Source organism: Planococcus wigleyi (assembly GCF_014836985.1).
Lineage (GTDB): Bacteria > Bacillota > Bacilli > Bacillales_A > Planococcaceae > Planococcus > Planococcus notacanthi.
This window is the reverse complement of the sequence record NZ_JACSPU010000001.1, coordinates 465,101-478,513: the sequence shown is the minus strand read 5'-3', so window position 1 is coordinate 478,513 and position 13,413 is coordinate 465,101. Positions and strand designations below refer to the sequence as shown.

Genomic DNA, 13,413 nt, shown 5'->3' with positions numbered 1-13,413 from the left:
ATCTTTTTTTATTTGCCTATAAATTTAACAAGATTCAATAATGGCCGGTAATTCTTCCCTGCCAACCCAACAACCTCAACGAACAATTCAATTGCCACCAGCATGACGCTGATCAACAGGATTCCTCCCCATAAGGTCGCCTGAGAAAACAATAGCGCTGCAAGCCCAAACAAAGCAGCAATTCCATAAATGATCAGCACGGTTTGGCTATGTGAAAAGCCGATGTTCAGTAAACAATGATGCAAATGGGACTTGTCTGCTTCTGAGATCGATTTCTTTTCACGCACTCTCCGAACGATGGCAAAAAACGTATCTGAAATCGGTACGCCGAGCATGATGATCGGAATGATCAATGCCACAACTGTGACATTCTTGAATCCCATCAAGGCCAAGACTGAAATCATGAAACCTAGGAACAATGCTCCGGTATCACCCATGAAAATTTTTGCAGGGTGGAAATTATAGACCAGAAATCCTGATGTGCTCGCTGCCAAAAGTGCAGCCATCGACATAACATAAACATCGCCCATAATGAAAGCCATTGCTGCCAGTGTCAATAGAGCGACTGTCGAAACGCCAGCTGCCAATCCATCAAGTCCATCAATTAAATTGATGGCGTTGGTGATTCCGACTATCCACAGAATCGTCAATGGAATACTCAAATAACCAAAATCCAAAACACCACCGAATGGCAGGTTGATGAAAGAAATTTCAAGTCCCCCGCCGACTACGACAATTCCTGCAGCTACCAATTGACCCAGTAGTTTCGCTTTTGCGCTGATTTCATACATATCATCCAGTACACCGGTGATGATAATCAATAAAGCGCCTATGATTATAGCTGTTTCAATCGGAATAAACGATGCTTCAATTGCATTGGAAATCGGATCTTGAGGTTTTAATATAAAATATGCTATCAAAAATGAACCAAAAATGGCCAACCCGCCTAAACGCGGCATAATTCTCGCATGAACTTTTCGGTAATTTGGTCGGTCAACTGCTCCTACGCGAAAAGCAATGCGTTTAACAATCGGAGTCAGCAAAATCGAAGCGATAAATGCCAAGACCATGGTAAGGTATAGCATATCTTTCCTCCTTAAAACATCTTCTATACATACATATCCATTGTCATTATAGCATGACTGGAACAGAAATAAAGAAAAACCTGTCTCTTCATTCCCTCTATATAGTATAGGACGCTCCCTCTTTCACAAAGTTTCAGCTGTACATATTTTGGTTAAACGATGTGTACAACCGTGTTGGAAGAATGGATTCTTTTTCAAATCACTTCATTATTTTATTCAATAATTCACGTTCCCTATTTTCACTAATTCCTGTTTTTAATCGTGACAAGCCCTCTTTCTGAGCCCACTCCAAAGTATCTTGGGCAGACTGCTTCACAGAACGCATGCCCAGCCCTGCACCTTTCGCTTTTTCATTGTCCACCAGCAGGAAGCCTTCCGGAAATTCTGCAGAAAATGGAATCCAAAACGGCAATTCGAATGCTTTCAACCCTTGTTCCAACAAAAAATGATCATCCGCCCAAACACAATCCGCTTCGCCACCATTTAAAGTTTGGACAAGTTCTTCCATAGACACAGCATCAGCCGCCACATTATAGACACCCGTTGTTTTATTTTCCATTTGAAGTACTGTGAACTCAGCTAAGTCTCTCGCGTCAACCCACTGAATTTTTCTTTCTTTACTGCCGGGAACGAGGACAGGGCCTTTGCCGTTTAATTTCATCATCCAATATGTAAAACGGTCTGTCGGGTCATACGGACCTACCACAATACCCGGTCGAAGAATCAACGCCTTGTCCGATAAATTCTTTTCTATATAATTTTCACACATCACTTTTAACGGCCCATATGTACTTCCAGTAACCTCATCTTCTGTCACCTCCGTTTTAAAGAGGGTTCCACTTTCTCGGACAGGGCCATTTTTAAAATCATCGTATACGGAAATGGTCGAGATAAAGATATAATGGTTTGTTTTAAGATTCTTAAGAACTGGTTTTAAATCAGCTGGCGTGTAAGCTGACGAATCAATAACGGCATCCCATTTTTCTATTGCCAGTTTTTCTGCATCTTTCCTTCGGTCCCCCAGTATTTTCTGCAGTTGCGGAAAAAGGTGCGGATTGCTTTTGCCCCGATTGAACAAAACTACCTCATGTTCTTTTTCCAACAGTGCCTCTACTATATGACGCCCTACAAAAGATGTGCCTCCAATAACTAATATTTTCATATGAATGCTCCTTTATAAGTAATTTTGCTTACTATATCAATCATAATATGATATATTGAATAAAATAGCACGAATTTTCAAATATTTTTTAGGGGTGCAAACTAGATGGATGATGCAATACAATTTTATTCACTGAAGACAGTGTGGACGCCTTGGGATGAAGCCGCTGTTTTGAAAATGGACTACCAGTCCCGCGCAGAGCTGGCTAGCATCATTAATTGTGAAGGATTGCTTGTAGACCTATCGATGGACCAGCATGCTGAAGTAAGGTTCGGCGTCGCACAAAACGGCCATACGCCTCTTCAAACATTAACGAGGCTTAGCGAGGAAGATTTATGCATTACGGTTAAAGAAACCGCCTCAAAAACTTTATGGAATCTTTCTGCCAAATCCGAATCTGCCCGATAATGTTTAGATTCTTCTTCAGAAGGATATTATATAAGTAGTTATAAATTTGAAGGAGGAGTTATTGATGAGCGACAACAACGGATTCTCTGATAAATTAAAAGGTGCAGTAAACAAAGGCAAAGGCGAAGTGAAGGATCAAATCGGAAATGCTACAAACGATCCCAACAAACAGGCTGAAGGTAAAATCGATAAAGCCAAAGGAAACGTCCAAGATAAGATCGGCGATTTCAAAAAAGATAATAAGTAATCCGAAACCCGGTTTTCTAACCGGGTTTTTCTTATGGCAAGATTAATGTTTTCAAAAGTGCAAGAATTCGGTTATAATGAAAATTCGTGCATCCATGTTATTTATTAAGGAGTTTTTTATGGAAAAGAAGGCGCTTACAAATACAGAGATTTTTACATTGGGACTTATGCTTTTCGCCTTGTTCCTCGGAGCAGGAAATATTATATTCCCTCCTTATCTAGGACAGCTTGCCGGGGATGAGTTGGCGATCGCTGTAACTGGTTTCTTGTTGACAGGGGTAGGTCTGCCTCTACTTGGAATTTTAGCGATCGCCAAAGCCGGAGGAGACCTTCAATCTATAGCGGGACGTGTCAATCCAGTTTTCGGTATCGTCTTCACCTTGATTGTTTACCTGGCAATCGGGCCTTTCTTTGGAATCCCTCGTACAGCTACAGTAGCTTTTGAAATCGGGACCGCCCCTTTTCTTCCAGCTGATTTTGCAGAATCATTCTGGTCTTTATTTATCTTCACTCTTGTCTTCTTTATCATTACGGTGCTGTTTGCAATGAATCCAACAAAGTTGGTGGACAGAATCGGCAAAATTTTGACTCCTTTGCTGATCTTGGTCATTGGACTGTTGGCTGTAAAAAGCTTTTTGACTCCAATGGGCTCCATCAATTCTCCGATTGGAAATTATGATACGGAAGCGTTTTTCGAAAGCTTTCTGCAAGGCTATCTGACAATGGATGCCATTGCTGCGCTTGTTTTTGGAATTGTCATCATTCAATCTATACAACATAAGGGAGTCACGGATACCCGGACAATATTGAAATCGACTGCGTATGCCGGTTTTATAGCAGCCATCGGCATGTCTGCCGTTTACATATCGTTAAGTTATATTGGCGCGACGAGTGTTGATTCCATTGGCCTACAGGACAATGGCGGCATCGTTATCGCCATGGCTTCACGTGTTTTGTACGGAGATATCGGTGGAATCATTTTGTCTGCCGCGATCACCTTCGCGTGTTTGACGACTTCAATCGGCCTGGTTTCTGCAACAGCACAATTTTTTTATAAGATATTTCCGAAGATTTCCTATATCGTTTATGTATTATTTTTTGCAGGGTTCTCCGCCGTTATCGCCAATGTGGGCTTAACGCAATTAATCGCTATCTCGCTTCCGGTGTTATTAGCAATTTATCCGATAGCGATTGTCTTAGTCATTTTGTCGTTCTTTGATCTCATGTTCTATCGGAAGCCTTATGTGTATATATTGGCACTTGGAGCGACCGCAATTGTCAGTATTTTCGATGCACTTCGTTCCACTGGAATTATGTTTGAACCAATAGATGCTTTGTTAAGCCACCTGTTGTTTTTTGAACAAGGCATCGGCTGGATAGCCCCAGCTTTTGTCGGGACTTTAATCGGCGTCATCATTGCGCGCTTATCCCATCGTACGAATTAAAGGAGCCTTCCCGGTGTATCGGGAGGCTCCTTTTTTCTTTAAAACAATCTTGGCGATGGCGGAGTATCATTGTTTTTGCTTTTTTCTTCGTGTTCATTGTAGTGTTCGCGCTTGTTTCTTGGTTTATCCAAATCATCTCTGCGCTCGTCATTCAGCAGATGCTCTTCTTCTGAATCACGCCCAAAAGGTGCAGGCCCTAAATTCGGATCCACTCCAGGAGAAGGTTCATCTTGACGGCGGTTGACACCGTCTTCACGCAATAGATTGTCTTCTCCTTCTTTAGTCTGTAAACCGGGCTCATGGTCCAATTCCTTCTCACGAGCAGAACCTTCATCTTTGTTCAATCCAGCAGTTGGATGGATTTCATCCCCTTTTAAGCGAGAGTCCTGCAATCGATCACTCTTCCCTGCGCGGGCATGCTGGTCTTCTCTGGAAACTTCGCGCGCATAGATTTCATCAGGGTTATGGGGTTTGTCATCGTAGCGAGGAATAACTTTGTCGCCAGATCTTTGTCCGCTGCTGCCTTCCATATCCATCGGATCGTTGGAATCATCTAATGATGAGAAATGTTCATCTTCACCGGATATCGCTTGCCCATCTGTATAAAGAAGGACGGCGCCTTTTTCGATTTCACGTTCGTAGTCGTCTGCCCGGTCCTTGTTCAAGTTAAACCGGTCAAGCTCTTTTCTGACGATATCTTTTCCACTAAGAAAAGATTTAAAGCGATTAGAGATGGAGTTCGCTTGGTCTGCCTGAACGCCTTCTTTTCCGGCCGATTCAACAACTCCTCTATCATTCGCCAACAAATGAATATCTCCTTCATGATAGCCTTTCGCTTTTAATGCCTGTATGGCTGTTTCCATTTCTGCTTTGCTGTAGACGATTTCAAACTCACGATTTCCCGATCTCATTATAAAACCTCCTGTGTACTGTGTTACTTTTGTTTACCCATTCAGATGGATACCTAAAACCTGGAACCGGGAGTTCAGGCAATATTGATGCCTGTAAAAAGGGGGTGTCCCAAAAGGTCATGAAAAATGACTTTTGGTGACAGCCCTTTTGTTGTTCCCGAAAGACTCGGCAGATGTCCATTGCGGCGGACGCGTTCCGTGGGCACGGCTTCTGCGGCTTCCATTCCATCAGCCAGCTGCTCTCAGAAAACGTATTCCCCCATCAAAAAACAGCCGGAGAAAAAGGCTTTCTTTCTCTCCCGCTGTTTTATTTTAGAGACTCATGGGACAGCCCCTTTATTTGTACTTCCGATCGCTTTGGCTATGCTTTTCAGCTTCACTGGAGCCGCCTCTAGCTTTCTCGACATCCGGATTTTCTTGGGTAGTGAATGAATTATGTTTTTCATCTTTCACTAAGGTCGGATCCTGCATGAATGTTTCTCCACGGGCAAAACGATCTTCCTGTTCATCAAAGTTATTGTCAACCGAATTGATATACTGCTGTCTTTGCAGATCATTCGGATTTTCCTGTCCCGCTGCTACATTTTTATTTGAAATCACGTCTATAATGGTTTTATTTTCTTCATCTTTGTATATTAAGATTCCACCTTTTGCGAGATCAGCCGTATAGCGTTCTGTTTCCGAATCCGAAAGGCCTAATGATTTCACTCCTTCACGGACACCACTCTCACCTGAAATAAATCCTTTAAACTTATCAGCAAATGAATCGACTTCTGTTTTATCGAAAGCGTAGTTATCAAAATGCTTTACGTCTTTGGCGATGATATGAAGATCGCGTTCCTCATACCCCGCATTCTTTAAATCTTCCACTTTTCTTTGCAGATCACTTTCCGAAAATACCACTGCCAATACTTTTTTATCCGTATCCATATAAAAACCTCCATAACATTATAAAATTTCCTATTCTTTCTTTACCCTCGATGGAAACATCCATAACATTCTTTAGGAGCAGAATAAAAAAATCCCTCATGAATATACTATGATCAGGTATAAAACACAGGAAATCAGCGTACTTTGCTTGTGTAACTATTTTTTCAAAAATGAAAAGTTCAAATAAGAGTTATTAGCGCTTTAATAAATATTGGATAAATATACCCATAAAAATAACTTTTATGAGTATTCAGTTACTCAACAATTACCGGAGTAGGCTTTTATTCCCTTTTTTCTCTTTTTATCGAAATCTAAAATAAAAAAGCAGTTTATTTCGAAAATTGATGATATCATGTATAAAAGATGTAAAAACAAAGCAACTATGGGATGTGGAGGCGGCAATTATCGTACTTAGCGATCTATTTTCTTCTTACTTCTCGGACGATCCGAAAAAGGCGGAAAACAACTCTCCTACATGGATGACAGAAGTACTGCCCTTGCAAAAGGAAAGGAGAGCAGTAATGGACACGGGAATGCGCTTGAAATACCATCGTTTAAAAAAGAAAATTAGTTTAGAAGAATTAGCCTCTGGCATACTGACTCCCAGAGAACTGAAAAAAATTGAAACCGGCCTCAAAGATCCAGCATTGAAGGAACTTGAAGCTTTATGCAAAAAATTAGCCATCCCTTTGGCACCTAAAGACAATCCCATTGGAAAAGTACTTGTGAAAAATTTTAAAAACTCATTATTGCATCCGCAGAACAAGGCAAAGATCATGGAACAGTATGCTGATATTCAAGATCATCCTTTATTGCATGCTGATGAAGATGTGGAACTGGAATACAGCATTCAACAAATTAGATACTTCATCATTACAGGGGATTTGGATAGCGCCGAAGAAAAAATCAAGGAAATCGATCGATTCAGGGAATTTATGAATCAAGAACAGTTTTATTTATTCCATAAGTACAACGGAAACTATAATTACATCTTGAATGATTTTGAAAAAGCCTTGAAGACTTATCTCGTCGCTGAAAAAATTGCTCCCAACACGATTTCTGCTTCTGAGATCGGTGATTTGTATTATTCAATCGGGATTTCCAGTACAAAATGCAGAGAAACCGAAATGGCTTATAAGTACACGGAGATGGCCCTGAAGATTTACCAACAGGAATTCATTCCAAAACGCATCGTTGAATGCCATTTGAATATAGCCATCTCTCATCAGCACTTTGGCAACTTCAGAATGTCAATGGAACATTATAAGAACGCACTAACTATTGGCAATAAGCTAGAAATTGATATTCTGCGTTTTACCACTGAGTACAATATAGGATATGCTTACTTTCTATTTCAAAATTATGAACCAGCCATCAAACATACTGAACGCTCTCTAGACTATATTCATCCTGAATACCCCGCCGATATTTTAATTAGTTATTGTGTTTTAATTAAATGTAATTATGAGCTTGGTAATCATGAAATTGCTAAGAGTTGGTTAAAAAAAGGCTTTGATATAGTAGAAAACAAAAAAATAAGTATCCACTCCCCTACAAACCGAGCCTTTAAAGAAGCTTACATTGAATTTCTTTGCCTCGATCACTTAGTGAATAGAAATCATGAAGGCTTTGAAAACTATGTTTTGAATCAACTTGTTCCAAGTTTAGAAAGCAATGAGAATTTCTTTGAAATAGGATACTTTTACGGACATTTGGGTGAAGTTTTTTATGAACAAAAAAGATATAAAGAAGCAGCTGAAATTATGAATAAAGCAAGAAAAGCATACAAAAGTACAACTATCTTATTTTAGGGAGTGGACATAATGAAAAAAGGAGTTACAATATTATTTTTCTCAATTCTCGCGTTAAATATTTTCTCTTTAGATAATGCCTCAAGTACTGACTTTGCTGCTCAGGCTCGTGTGCCTGAACCTTGGTCCGTCGGCACTGAAGTTGCTGCTCAAGCCCGCGTTCCTGAACCTTGGTCCGTCGGCAAAGAGGTTGCTGCTCAAGCCCGCGTCCCTGAACCTTGGTCTGTCGGCAAAGAGGTTGCTGCTCAGGCCCGCGTCCCTGAACCTTGGTCTATCGGCAAAGAAGTTGCTGCTCAGGCCCGCGTCCCTGAACCTTGGTCTATCGGCAAAGAAGTTGCTGCTCAAGCCCGCGTTCCTGAACCTTGGTCCGTCGGCAAAGAAGTTGCTGCTCAAGCCCGTGTTCCTGAACCTTGGTCCGTTAAAAATCAACAGGCTTAGTATTCTTTCTACTCCTACCCAGACTGTCGCTTATTCACTTGGCGACAGTCTTTTTACTTTTAAAGTTCGTTCCTACTTCTATCTACAAGGAGGAATATGCATGGGGAAGAAGATGAATGAAAATACTCTTAGTTTGCCACCTCATTATAATATAGAGCGCACAATCGATTTAGCTCAGGATAAACATCTTAATGTTTTGATCCAGTCCTGCTTTGTCTTGATCACTGGCATTTTGATTGGCTTAGCTTTATGGACAGGCTTGCCTTTATCTAGCACTTTGAATCCTTTCTTGTCTTTTTTTATTACCGTTGTTTTGGTTTTAGTTTATATGGCTCTTCATGAAACCATGCACGCAGTCTTCATAAAGATCTTTTCCCGCAGCCGCCCTGCCTATCGAATTCGGTTTCCGTTCCTTTCAGTTGGCAGTGAAGCTTATTTTAATCGAAGAAGTTTTATCATCATCGCTTTGGCACCTGTAACGATATGGGGAGCAGCATTGATTTCCCTATTGGCCCTCGTTACGAACCCCTTGTTTCTAAGTGTTTATATTTTAATGATCGTAAACTTTGCAGGTTCTGCCGGAGATTATATACAGGCTTATATCGCATTAACCTCGCCGGCAGACACACTATTTCAGGACAACGGAAAAGCAACCGCTCTATTTACTCCTGAAGGCAATAAAAAAGATTCAGGGATAAGAGATCCCTGAATCTTTTTTCTGTATTTATTGATTTTGCTTTTTGTCTACCAGGCATTCGTCAACAAAACGCTTAAATATGTTCATGGAAGCATCATCGCCTTGAAGAGCGAATTCTTCTGGATGCCATTGGATGCCCATAGCGAATTGATGGTGCTTGCTTTCCAATGCTTCCACCAGACCATCAGCAGCATAAGCGGCTACCGTCAATTGATCCGAAACGTCTTTGACGCCTTGATGGTGGAAAGAGTTCACATTGAATTTTTTCTCTTTCATAATCTCATACAGTAGGCTTTCGTCTTCCAAAGTTACCGAATGGGTACGATGTGTCCGCATAGCCATTTGTTTGTGCTGATGCAAATTGCCTTCAAATTGAGCCTCTAAATCCTGATAATTTGTGCCGCCTAATGAAATATTTAACATCTGCAACCCACGGCACATTCCGATAAACGGTTTATCGAGTTCAAGAAACTTCAAAATCAGTTCTTTTTCATACTCATCACTGCCAGGGTATACGGCGCCCAAGCGTAAATGTGGCTCTTCCCCGTACAAAGTAGGATTGATATCCCCACCTCCAGTGACAATCAAGCCGTCCAAGCGCTCGCATAACAAAGGGATGTCTTCTTTATCCACAATCGGTACTATCAGCGGCAAACCCCCAGCCTGCAAAATCGCTCTTCCGTATACTGGATCCAATGAGTAGGTTTGATCTTCTTCAACTCGTGCTGTAATCCCGATAACCGGTTTGTTTTCATTTGACATTTAACTTCCTCTTTTCCACTTATTCAAATTGTCCATTGTTCTATATACCCTTATTCATTAAAATGATAAACATTTAGCTTTCTACCAAGAACTCACTATTTCTATACCCAAGGATATTCTGTCTTATGCATACTTTGTATAAACCCTAATCCAGCTCAATAAAAAAACCCTTTTCAGGGCCTGATCAGATACTACTCTTTATCATCCGCGAAAGGAGTAAAGCGGTAACGGCTTAAATCGATGCAATCATCCTGGTCCACTTCTACCCCTTCTTCCTGCAGCGATTTCCGTTGAAAAAACCGCGACTCTTCATCGCGCAACATGATTCGTCCCTGTGCATTAACAATTCTATGCCAAGGCAAGTTATGCTTGGCACTCATGCTATGGAGAATACGCGTTACTTGCCGAGCAGCACGCGGGCTTCCAGCAACAGCAGCAACTTGTCCATAGGTCATAATTTTTCCCGGAGGAATCTCTTTGATGACAGCTACAGCTTTTTCTGTGAAAGTATGCATTTCTTCCATCCATTCCAATTTGTTTTATGAAGATGCCTTGTCTGATTGAGCCTTTACTTCCTTCAGCAAATCTCCATTTCGATAATCTGTCAGAAGTTCCTTAGCAAACTCGTACAACGGAAGTTTTCCTGTTTCCGTCGCCAGCCCCCCGCTCTCAGCATGTAGACATTTATAATACTCTACCATCCGATCAATCAATTCTTCAAGCCCCTGAAGCGACTCTTCCGCCTCATGCTGCAGTGGCCGTGACGCATCTATTTCTTTCACTTCATTCAGATACAGGAATTTCATCTGGTCCAAGTCACTGACTGCCTGATCAAACACTTGCTGATTCTTATCCAGACGATAAAAATGTCTCCAAAAGATGAAAATCTCCTTTGCAACACCTAATTTTTTCGCGCCAAGAGAAGCATTTAACCCCTCCACCACACATATTTCATACATAATCTTTCTTAACGACTTCTTATATTCTCTTTCTACGACGCCCTTATATTGCATGTATCTCATTATTATGCCTCCCCGGTATAATGTTGATCTTTATGCGTTTTATTCCGTCTGTCGTTTAGACGTTTCTGTATCTTCGAACGATATCATGATCTTCCAATGCCACCAATTGGTTATAAACTTCCTGATCGTATACTTTCTGGCCAATGTAGAAAACCTCTGGTTCGCAATTTGCCATTTCTTTTTTCATCGGCTTTCCACTGTATACGTCCCCTTGGAAGTCTCCGCCCAAATGGAAATAAGCGTAATAATTCTCTTCTCCCCATTCAGCAACTTTCAGCAGCAGCTGCTGCATCGTTATTTCGTTATCTGCATTCGACAAACTGCCTTCCAAGTGGAAGTAGATTGTATCCCCCATAGATAGGACATAACAGGCAGAAACCAGTTTATTGTCGTGATAGGCACCGAATAAATGAAGGTTCGGCCCCATAGAACTGATAAGCGTTTCAAAGTAATCATTGGTGAAAAAATAATAGCTGTCTGACTCTTCTCTTCTTCTGGCAGCCGAATAATACAATACCAAAAACTCGAACATATGGCGTACAGTTCCCAACTTTTTGATTACCAAGTCAGAATTCTTCCCAAAACTGCCACTGGAAAGCTGAGTAGCTGCTCCAGAAGCGAAGTAATCTCTCAGGCTGATTGTAAAGGTTTCGTACAGCGCAGATAACTTCAAGTGTTCTTTGAAAAAAAGAGCATTTCCTTTCAAAGGATGAAAACGGATGTACTCGGCAACGATCTTTTCCTTATGGCAGTACTCCGTAAAAGTTCCCCTGAAATTCGCAATCAACTTTGCATAGTCATTTTCGGCTTTAACCACTGGCCCTCCATATCCAAAAGGGGTTGTGATGTCAAAATACGTATTGCCGCGATTATTGTTTATATGCCTTTTAATGTAAGGGTAAGCTACTTCTCCTTCTTCATCTTTATAATAAAAAAGCAAAGCTTCTCCTGGATCCAATTTCAATGCACTAAAAAAATATTGGCTGGTATAATAAATATCCGTTATTTGCAGACTGTCGAGAATCTTTTGCCAGCGACTGTGCTGTTGTATCGATATTAGCTCAAACATAAATTCCACCCCTGCTTCACCTAGAAAATCACTTGAACACTGTCTGCAATTGATTCTCTTTTTTTCTTGCATCTTTTCTTATTTCAGCCCATGCTTTCGCTGATATGCTTATGTATCCGGCAAGCAACTTAAAGATAAAACCCAGTATTGTCGCTGCTACTAAGCCCAGAACCCAATTCTCGGTTACGATATTTGCTTTTCGGGCTTCCACAGCCTGTAAAATAATCCGAATAGTAGCGGTGTCCAAATTTTTGCTCACGTTATCTTGGAATATAGAAGATAAGCTATTTGCAATTTCTACAGATTGCTGACCGCTATCAGAAAAGGCAGTGATTGTAAGGACCGGAGAATCACTCGAATGATTTACTGTAATCTGCTTTTGAAGGTCAGAAAGGGATATTTCCAATTTCAGATCCGCTCTTAGTTCCTCCAACACTTCCGGGCTTTTAACAAAAGCAGCAAATGCTTCGATGGCTTGAGGATCCAGGCGATTACTATGTGATGCCACCTCTTGTAAAGCTCTCCCTTTTTCTTCTATAAGCAATTGACTTGATGCTTGGTACTTCGGATCCATAATAAAAGATAGAAAGAGCCAAACCGCCAACAGAAAGAGAGCGACAAAAATGGATAGGATCTGAGTATGATTTTTCAATTTCTCCATAAAATGAATCACCCTCTTAAAACAACTCCTTGCAGTCCCCTTTCTTTGATATAAGAAGACAATTAATTTGAATTTATTTCTAAAAATTCAGATTATTATAGTTCATTTATATCATATTTTATTGACTCAATCTACACCTATAAGGATATTTTTTAAAATTCTCAAGGATATTATAAGTATTTAGTCTTTCATAATATTTTATTTTAAAGTTAATTCCTATATATTAGGTATAATTAACCACCATCGGTTTTTCATATGCTTATTATCAATCAAGGTAAAAAAGCTGTGAAGTTGGAGCCTGTCTTCACTTTATATTTCCCTGTTAAAACGGTTCCTCTATAGCTAATTAATTCAGCAAAAAAAAAAGCACCTCTCCTTCAATAGAGAGATGCTTTCATTATTCTTTCCATAGACCGATGATGCCGTTTCTTCGGTATATAATTTCTTTTGACTCAAGTGTTTTTAGAACTTTAGTCAATGTTTGGTGGGAAATATTAATGTCTGTTGTAATGTCTTTGATTGTTTTAAAGAGAACTCCTTCAGGTGAAGCATTCTTCAGAAAGTAGTGAATAAATTTCTCTCCAATTTCTGCCGTTTTTTCAGTTTCTGATGAAAAATACGACCGGCATTCATTGAGAAGCTTGTCTTCTGAAAAAAGCTTGGTTCTACTGGAATACTGATTTTCCATTACTTTCATCTAACCACCTCCAAAAAGTATCAGCCACTTGGCATGTCCTTATTATTTCTATACCCTGTCTTGTTAAAA

At 40.4% G+C, this 13,413-nt stretch carries 17 protein-coding genes; 6 read left to right on the top strand and 11 right to left on the bottom strand.

Annotated elements, in window-relative coordinates; translation table 11 throughout:
* Window positions 1-8 precede the first annotated feature (8 nt).
* A complete protein-coding gene (locus H9630_RS02070; RefSeq protein ID WP_191713827.1) occupies window positions 9-1,085 on the bottom strand; it encodes a glycosyltransferase family 4 protein in 1,077 nt (358 codons plus the stop codon).
* Window positions 1,086-1,284: 199 nt separating this feature from the next.
* The gene (locus H9630_RS02065; RefSeq protein ID WP_191713826.1) at window positions 1,285-2,247 is read right to left on the bottom strand and encodes an NAD-dependent epimerase/dehydratase family protein; all 963 of its coding nucleotides are present in this window, start codon (window positions 2,245-2,247) and stop codon (window positions 1,285-1,287) included.
* A 105-nt stretch (window positions 2,248-2,352) separates the two neighbouring features.
* On the opposite strand from H9630_RS02065, the gene H9630_RS02060 reads away from it, so the two are divergent.
* From H9630_RS02060 to brnQ, 3 genes are all read left to right on the top strand, one after another.
* The gene (locus H9630_RS02060) at window positions 2,353-2,655 is read left to right on the top strand and encodes a hypothetical protein (RefSeq protein ID WP_191713825.1); all 303 of its coding nucleotides are present in this window, start codon (window positions 2,353-2,355) and stop codon (window positions 2,653-2,655) included.
* Between the two features lie 64 nt (window positions 2,656-2,719).
* Window positions 2,720-2,902, top strand: coding sequence for a CsbD family protein (locus tag H9630_RS02055; RefSeq protein ID WP_191713824.1), 183 nt, complete (start codon window positions 2,720-2,722; stop codon window positions 2,900-2,902).
* Between the two features lie 118 nt (window positions 2,903-3,020).
* Window positions 3,021-4,346 (top strand): branched-chain amino acid transport system II carrier protein, encoded by a 1,326-nt coding sequence (brnQ, locus tag H9630_RS02050; protein ID WP_191713823.1) that lies wholly within the window; start codon window positions 3,021-3,023, stop codon window positions 4,344-4,346.
* A 38-nt stretch (window positions 4,347-4,384) separates the two neighbouring features.
* Here the strand turns inward: brnQ and H9630_RS02045 are convergent, their stop codons facing one another.
* From H9630_RS02045 to H9630_RS02035, 3 genes are all read right to left on the bottom strand, one after another.
* The gene (locus tag H9630_RS02045; protein WP_191713822.1) at window positions 4,385-5,257 is read right to left on the bottom strand and encodes a general stress protein; all 873 of its coding nucleotides are present in this window, start codon (window positions 5,255-5,257) and stop codon (window positions 4,385-4,387) included.
* Between the two features lie 74 nt (window positions 5,258-5,331).
* Entirely contained in the window at window positions 5,332-5,481 is a 150-nt protein-coding gene (locus H9630_RS02040; RefSeq protein ID WP_191713821.1) for a hypothetical protein, read from the bottom strand.
* Window positions 5,482-5,593: 112 nt separating this feature from the next.
* Window positions 5,594-6,187: a general stress protein gene (locus H9630_RS02035; protein WP_191713820.1), complete on the bottom strand. Its 594-nt coding sequence runs from the start codon at window positions 6,185-6,187 to the stop codon at window positions 5,594-5,596.
* Window positions 6,188-6,708: 521 nt separating this feature from the next.
* On the opposite strand from H9630_RS02035, the gene H9630_RS02030 reads away from it, so the two are divergent.
* From H9630_RS02030 to H9630_RS02020, 3 genes are all read left to right on the top strand, one after another.
* Window positions 6,709-7,998, top strand: coding sequence for a helix-turn-helix domain-containing protein (locus H9630_RS02030; protein ID WP_191714480.1), 1,290 nt, complete (start codon window positions 6,709-6,711; stop codon window positions 7,996-7,998).
* 12 nt (window positions 7,999-8,010) lie between these two features.
* Complete coding sequence (locus tag H9630_RS02025; RefSeq protein WP_191713819.1) at window positions 8,011-8,436, top strand: hypothetical protein; 426 nt, start codon at window positions 8,011-8,013, stop codon at window positions 8,434-8,436.
* Between the two features lie 100 nt (window positions 8,437-8,536).
* Window positions 8,537-9,145, top strand: coding sequence for a DUF3267 domain-containing protein (locus tag H9630_RS02020; RefSeq protein ID WP_191713818.1), 609 nt, complete (start codon window positions 8,537-8,539; stop codon window positions 9,143-9,145).
* 15 nt (window positions 9,146-9,160) lie between these two features.
* On the opposite strand, the gene H9630_RS02015 is transcribed toward H9630_RS02020, so the two are convergent.
* The 6 genes from H9630_RS02015 to H9630_RS01990 all read right to left on the bottom strand — a co-directional run bounded on the left by H9630_RS02015 (window position 9,161) and on the right by H9630_RS01990 (window position 13,344).
* Window positions 9,161-9,895, bottom strand: a complete 735-nt coding sequence (locus H9630_RS02015) for a gamma-glutamyl-gamma-aminobutyrate hydrolase family protein (protein ID WP_191713817.1) — start codon at window positions 9,893-9,895, stop codon at window positions 9,161-9,163.
* Between the two features lie 191 nt (window positions 9,896-10,086).
* The gene (locus H9630_RS02010; RefSeq protein WP_191713816.1) at window positions 10,087-10,410 is read right to left on the bottom strand and encodes an MGMT family protein; all 324 of its coding nucleotides are present in this window, start codon (window positions 10,408-10,410) and stop codon (window positions 10,087-10,089) included.
* A gap of 24 nt (window positions 10,411-10,434) precedes the next feature.
* Window positions 10,435-10,917: a hypothetical protein gene (locus H9630_RS02005; RefSeq protein WP_191713815.1), complete on the bottom strand. Its 483-nt coding sequence runs from the start codon at window positions 10,915-10,917 to the stop codon at window positions 10,435-10,437.
* 55 nt (window positions 10,918-10,972) lie between these two features.
* On the bottom strand, window positions 10,973-11,986 hold the full coding sequence (locus tag H9630_RS02000) for a GNAT family N-acetyltransferase (protein ID WP_191713814.1): 1,014 nt from the start codon (window positions 11,984-11,986) through the stop codon (window positions 10,973-10,975).
* Window positions 11,987-12,014: 28 nt separating this feature from the next.
* A complete protein-coding gene (locus H9630_RS01995; protein ID WP_191713813.1) occupies window positions 12,015-12,647 on the bottom strand; it encodes a YveK family protein in 633 nt (210 codons plus the stop codon).
* A 397-nt stretch (window positions 12,648-13,044) separates the two neighbouring features.
* Complete coding sequence (locus H9630_RS01990) at window positions 13,045-13,344, bottom strand: replication/maintenance protein RepL (RefSeq protein ID WP_191713812.1); 300 nt, start codon at window positions 13,342-13,344, stop codon at window positions 13,045-13,047.
* Window positions 13,345-13,413: the final 69 nt, after the last annotated feature.

Bases quoted from the DNA above. Each gene is read 5' to 3' on its own strand.
- H9630_RS02070 (WP_191713827.1), bottom strand. From the start codon at position 1,085: ATGCTATACCTTACCATGGTCTTGGCATTTATCGCTTCGATTTTGCTG.
- H9630_RS02065 (WP_191713826.1), bottom strand. From the start codon at position 2,247: ATGAAAATATTAGTTATTGGAGGCACATCTTTTGTAGGGCGTCATATA.
- H9630_RS02060 (WP_191713825.1), top strand. From the start codon at position 2,353: ATGGATGATGCAATACAATTTTATTCACTGAAGACAGTGTGGACGCCT.
- H9630_RS02055 (WP_191713824.1), top strand. From the start codon at position 2,720: ATGAGCGACAACAACGGATTCTCTGATAAATTAAAAGGTGCAGTAAAC.
- brnQ (WP_191713823.1), top strand. From the start codon at position 3,021: ATGGAAAAGAAGGCGCTTACAAATACAGAGATTTTTACATTGGGACTT.
- H9630_RS02045 (WP_191713822.1), bottom strand. From the start codon at position 5,257: ATGAGATCGGGAAATCGTGAGTTTGAAATCGTCTACAGCAAAGCAGAA.
- H9630_RS02040 (WP_191713821.1), bottom strand. From the start codon at position 5,481: ATGGAAGCCGCAGAAGCCGTGCCCACGGAACGCGTCCGCCGCAATGGA.
- H9630_RS02035 (WP_191713820.1), bottom strand. From the start codon at position 6,187: ATGGATACGGATAAAAAAGTATTGGCAGTGGTATTTTCGGAAAGTGAT.
- H9630_RS02030 (WP_191714480.1), top strand. From the start codon at position 6,709: ATGGACACGGGAATGCGCTTGAAATACCATCGTTTAAAAAAGAAAATT.
- H9630_RS02025 (WP_191713819.1), top strand. From the start codon at position 8,011: ATGAAAAAAGGAGTTACAATATTATTTTTCTCAATTCTCGCGTTAAAT.
- H9630_RS02020 (WP_191713818.1), top strand. From the start codon at position 8,537: ATGGGGAAGAAGATGAATGAAAATACTCTTAGTTTGCCACCTCATTAT.
- H9630_RS02015 (WP_191713817.1), bottom strand. From the start codon at position 9,895: ATGTCAAATGAAAACAAACCGGTTATCGGGATTACAGCACGAGTTGAA.
- H9630_RS02010 (WP_191713816.1), bottom strand. From the start codon at position 10,410: ATGCATACTTTCACAGAAAAAGCTGTAGCTGTCATCAAAGAGATTCCT.
- H9630_RS02005 (WP_191713815.1), bottom strand. From the start codon at position 10,917: ATGAGATACATGCAATATAAGGGCGTCGTAGAAAGAGAATATAAGAAG.
- H9630_RS02000 (WP_191713814.1), bottom strand. From the start codon at position 11,986: ATGTTTGAGCTAATATCGATACAACAGCACAGTCGCTGGCAAAAGATT.
- H9630_RS01995 (WP_191713813.1), bottom strand. From the start codon at position 12,647: ATGGAGAAATTGAAAAATCATACTCAGATCCTATCCATTTTTGTCGCT.
- H9630_RS01990 (WP_191713812.1), bottom strand. From the start codon at position 13,344: ATGAAAGTAATGGAAAATCAGTATTCCAGTAGAACCAAGCTTTTTTCA.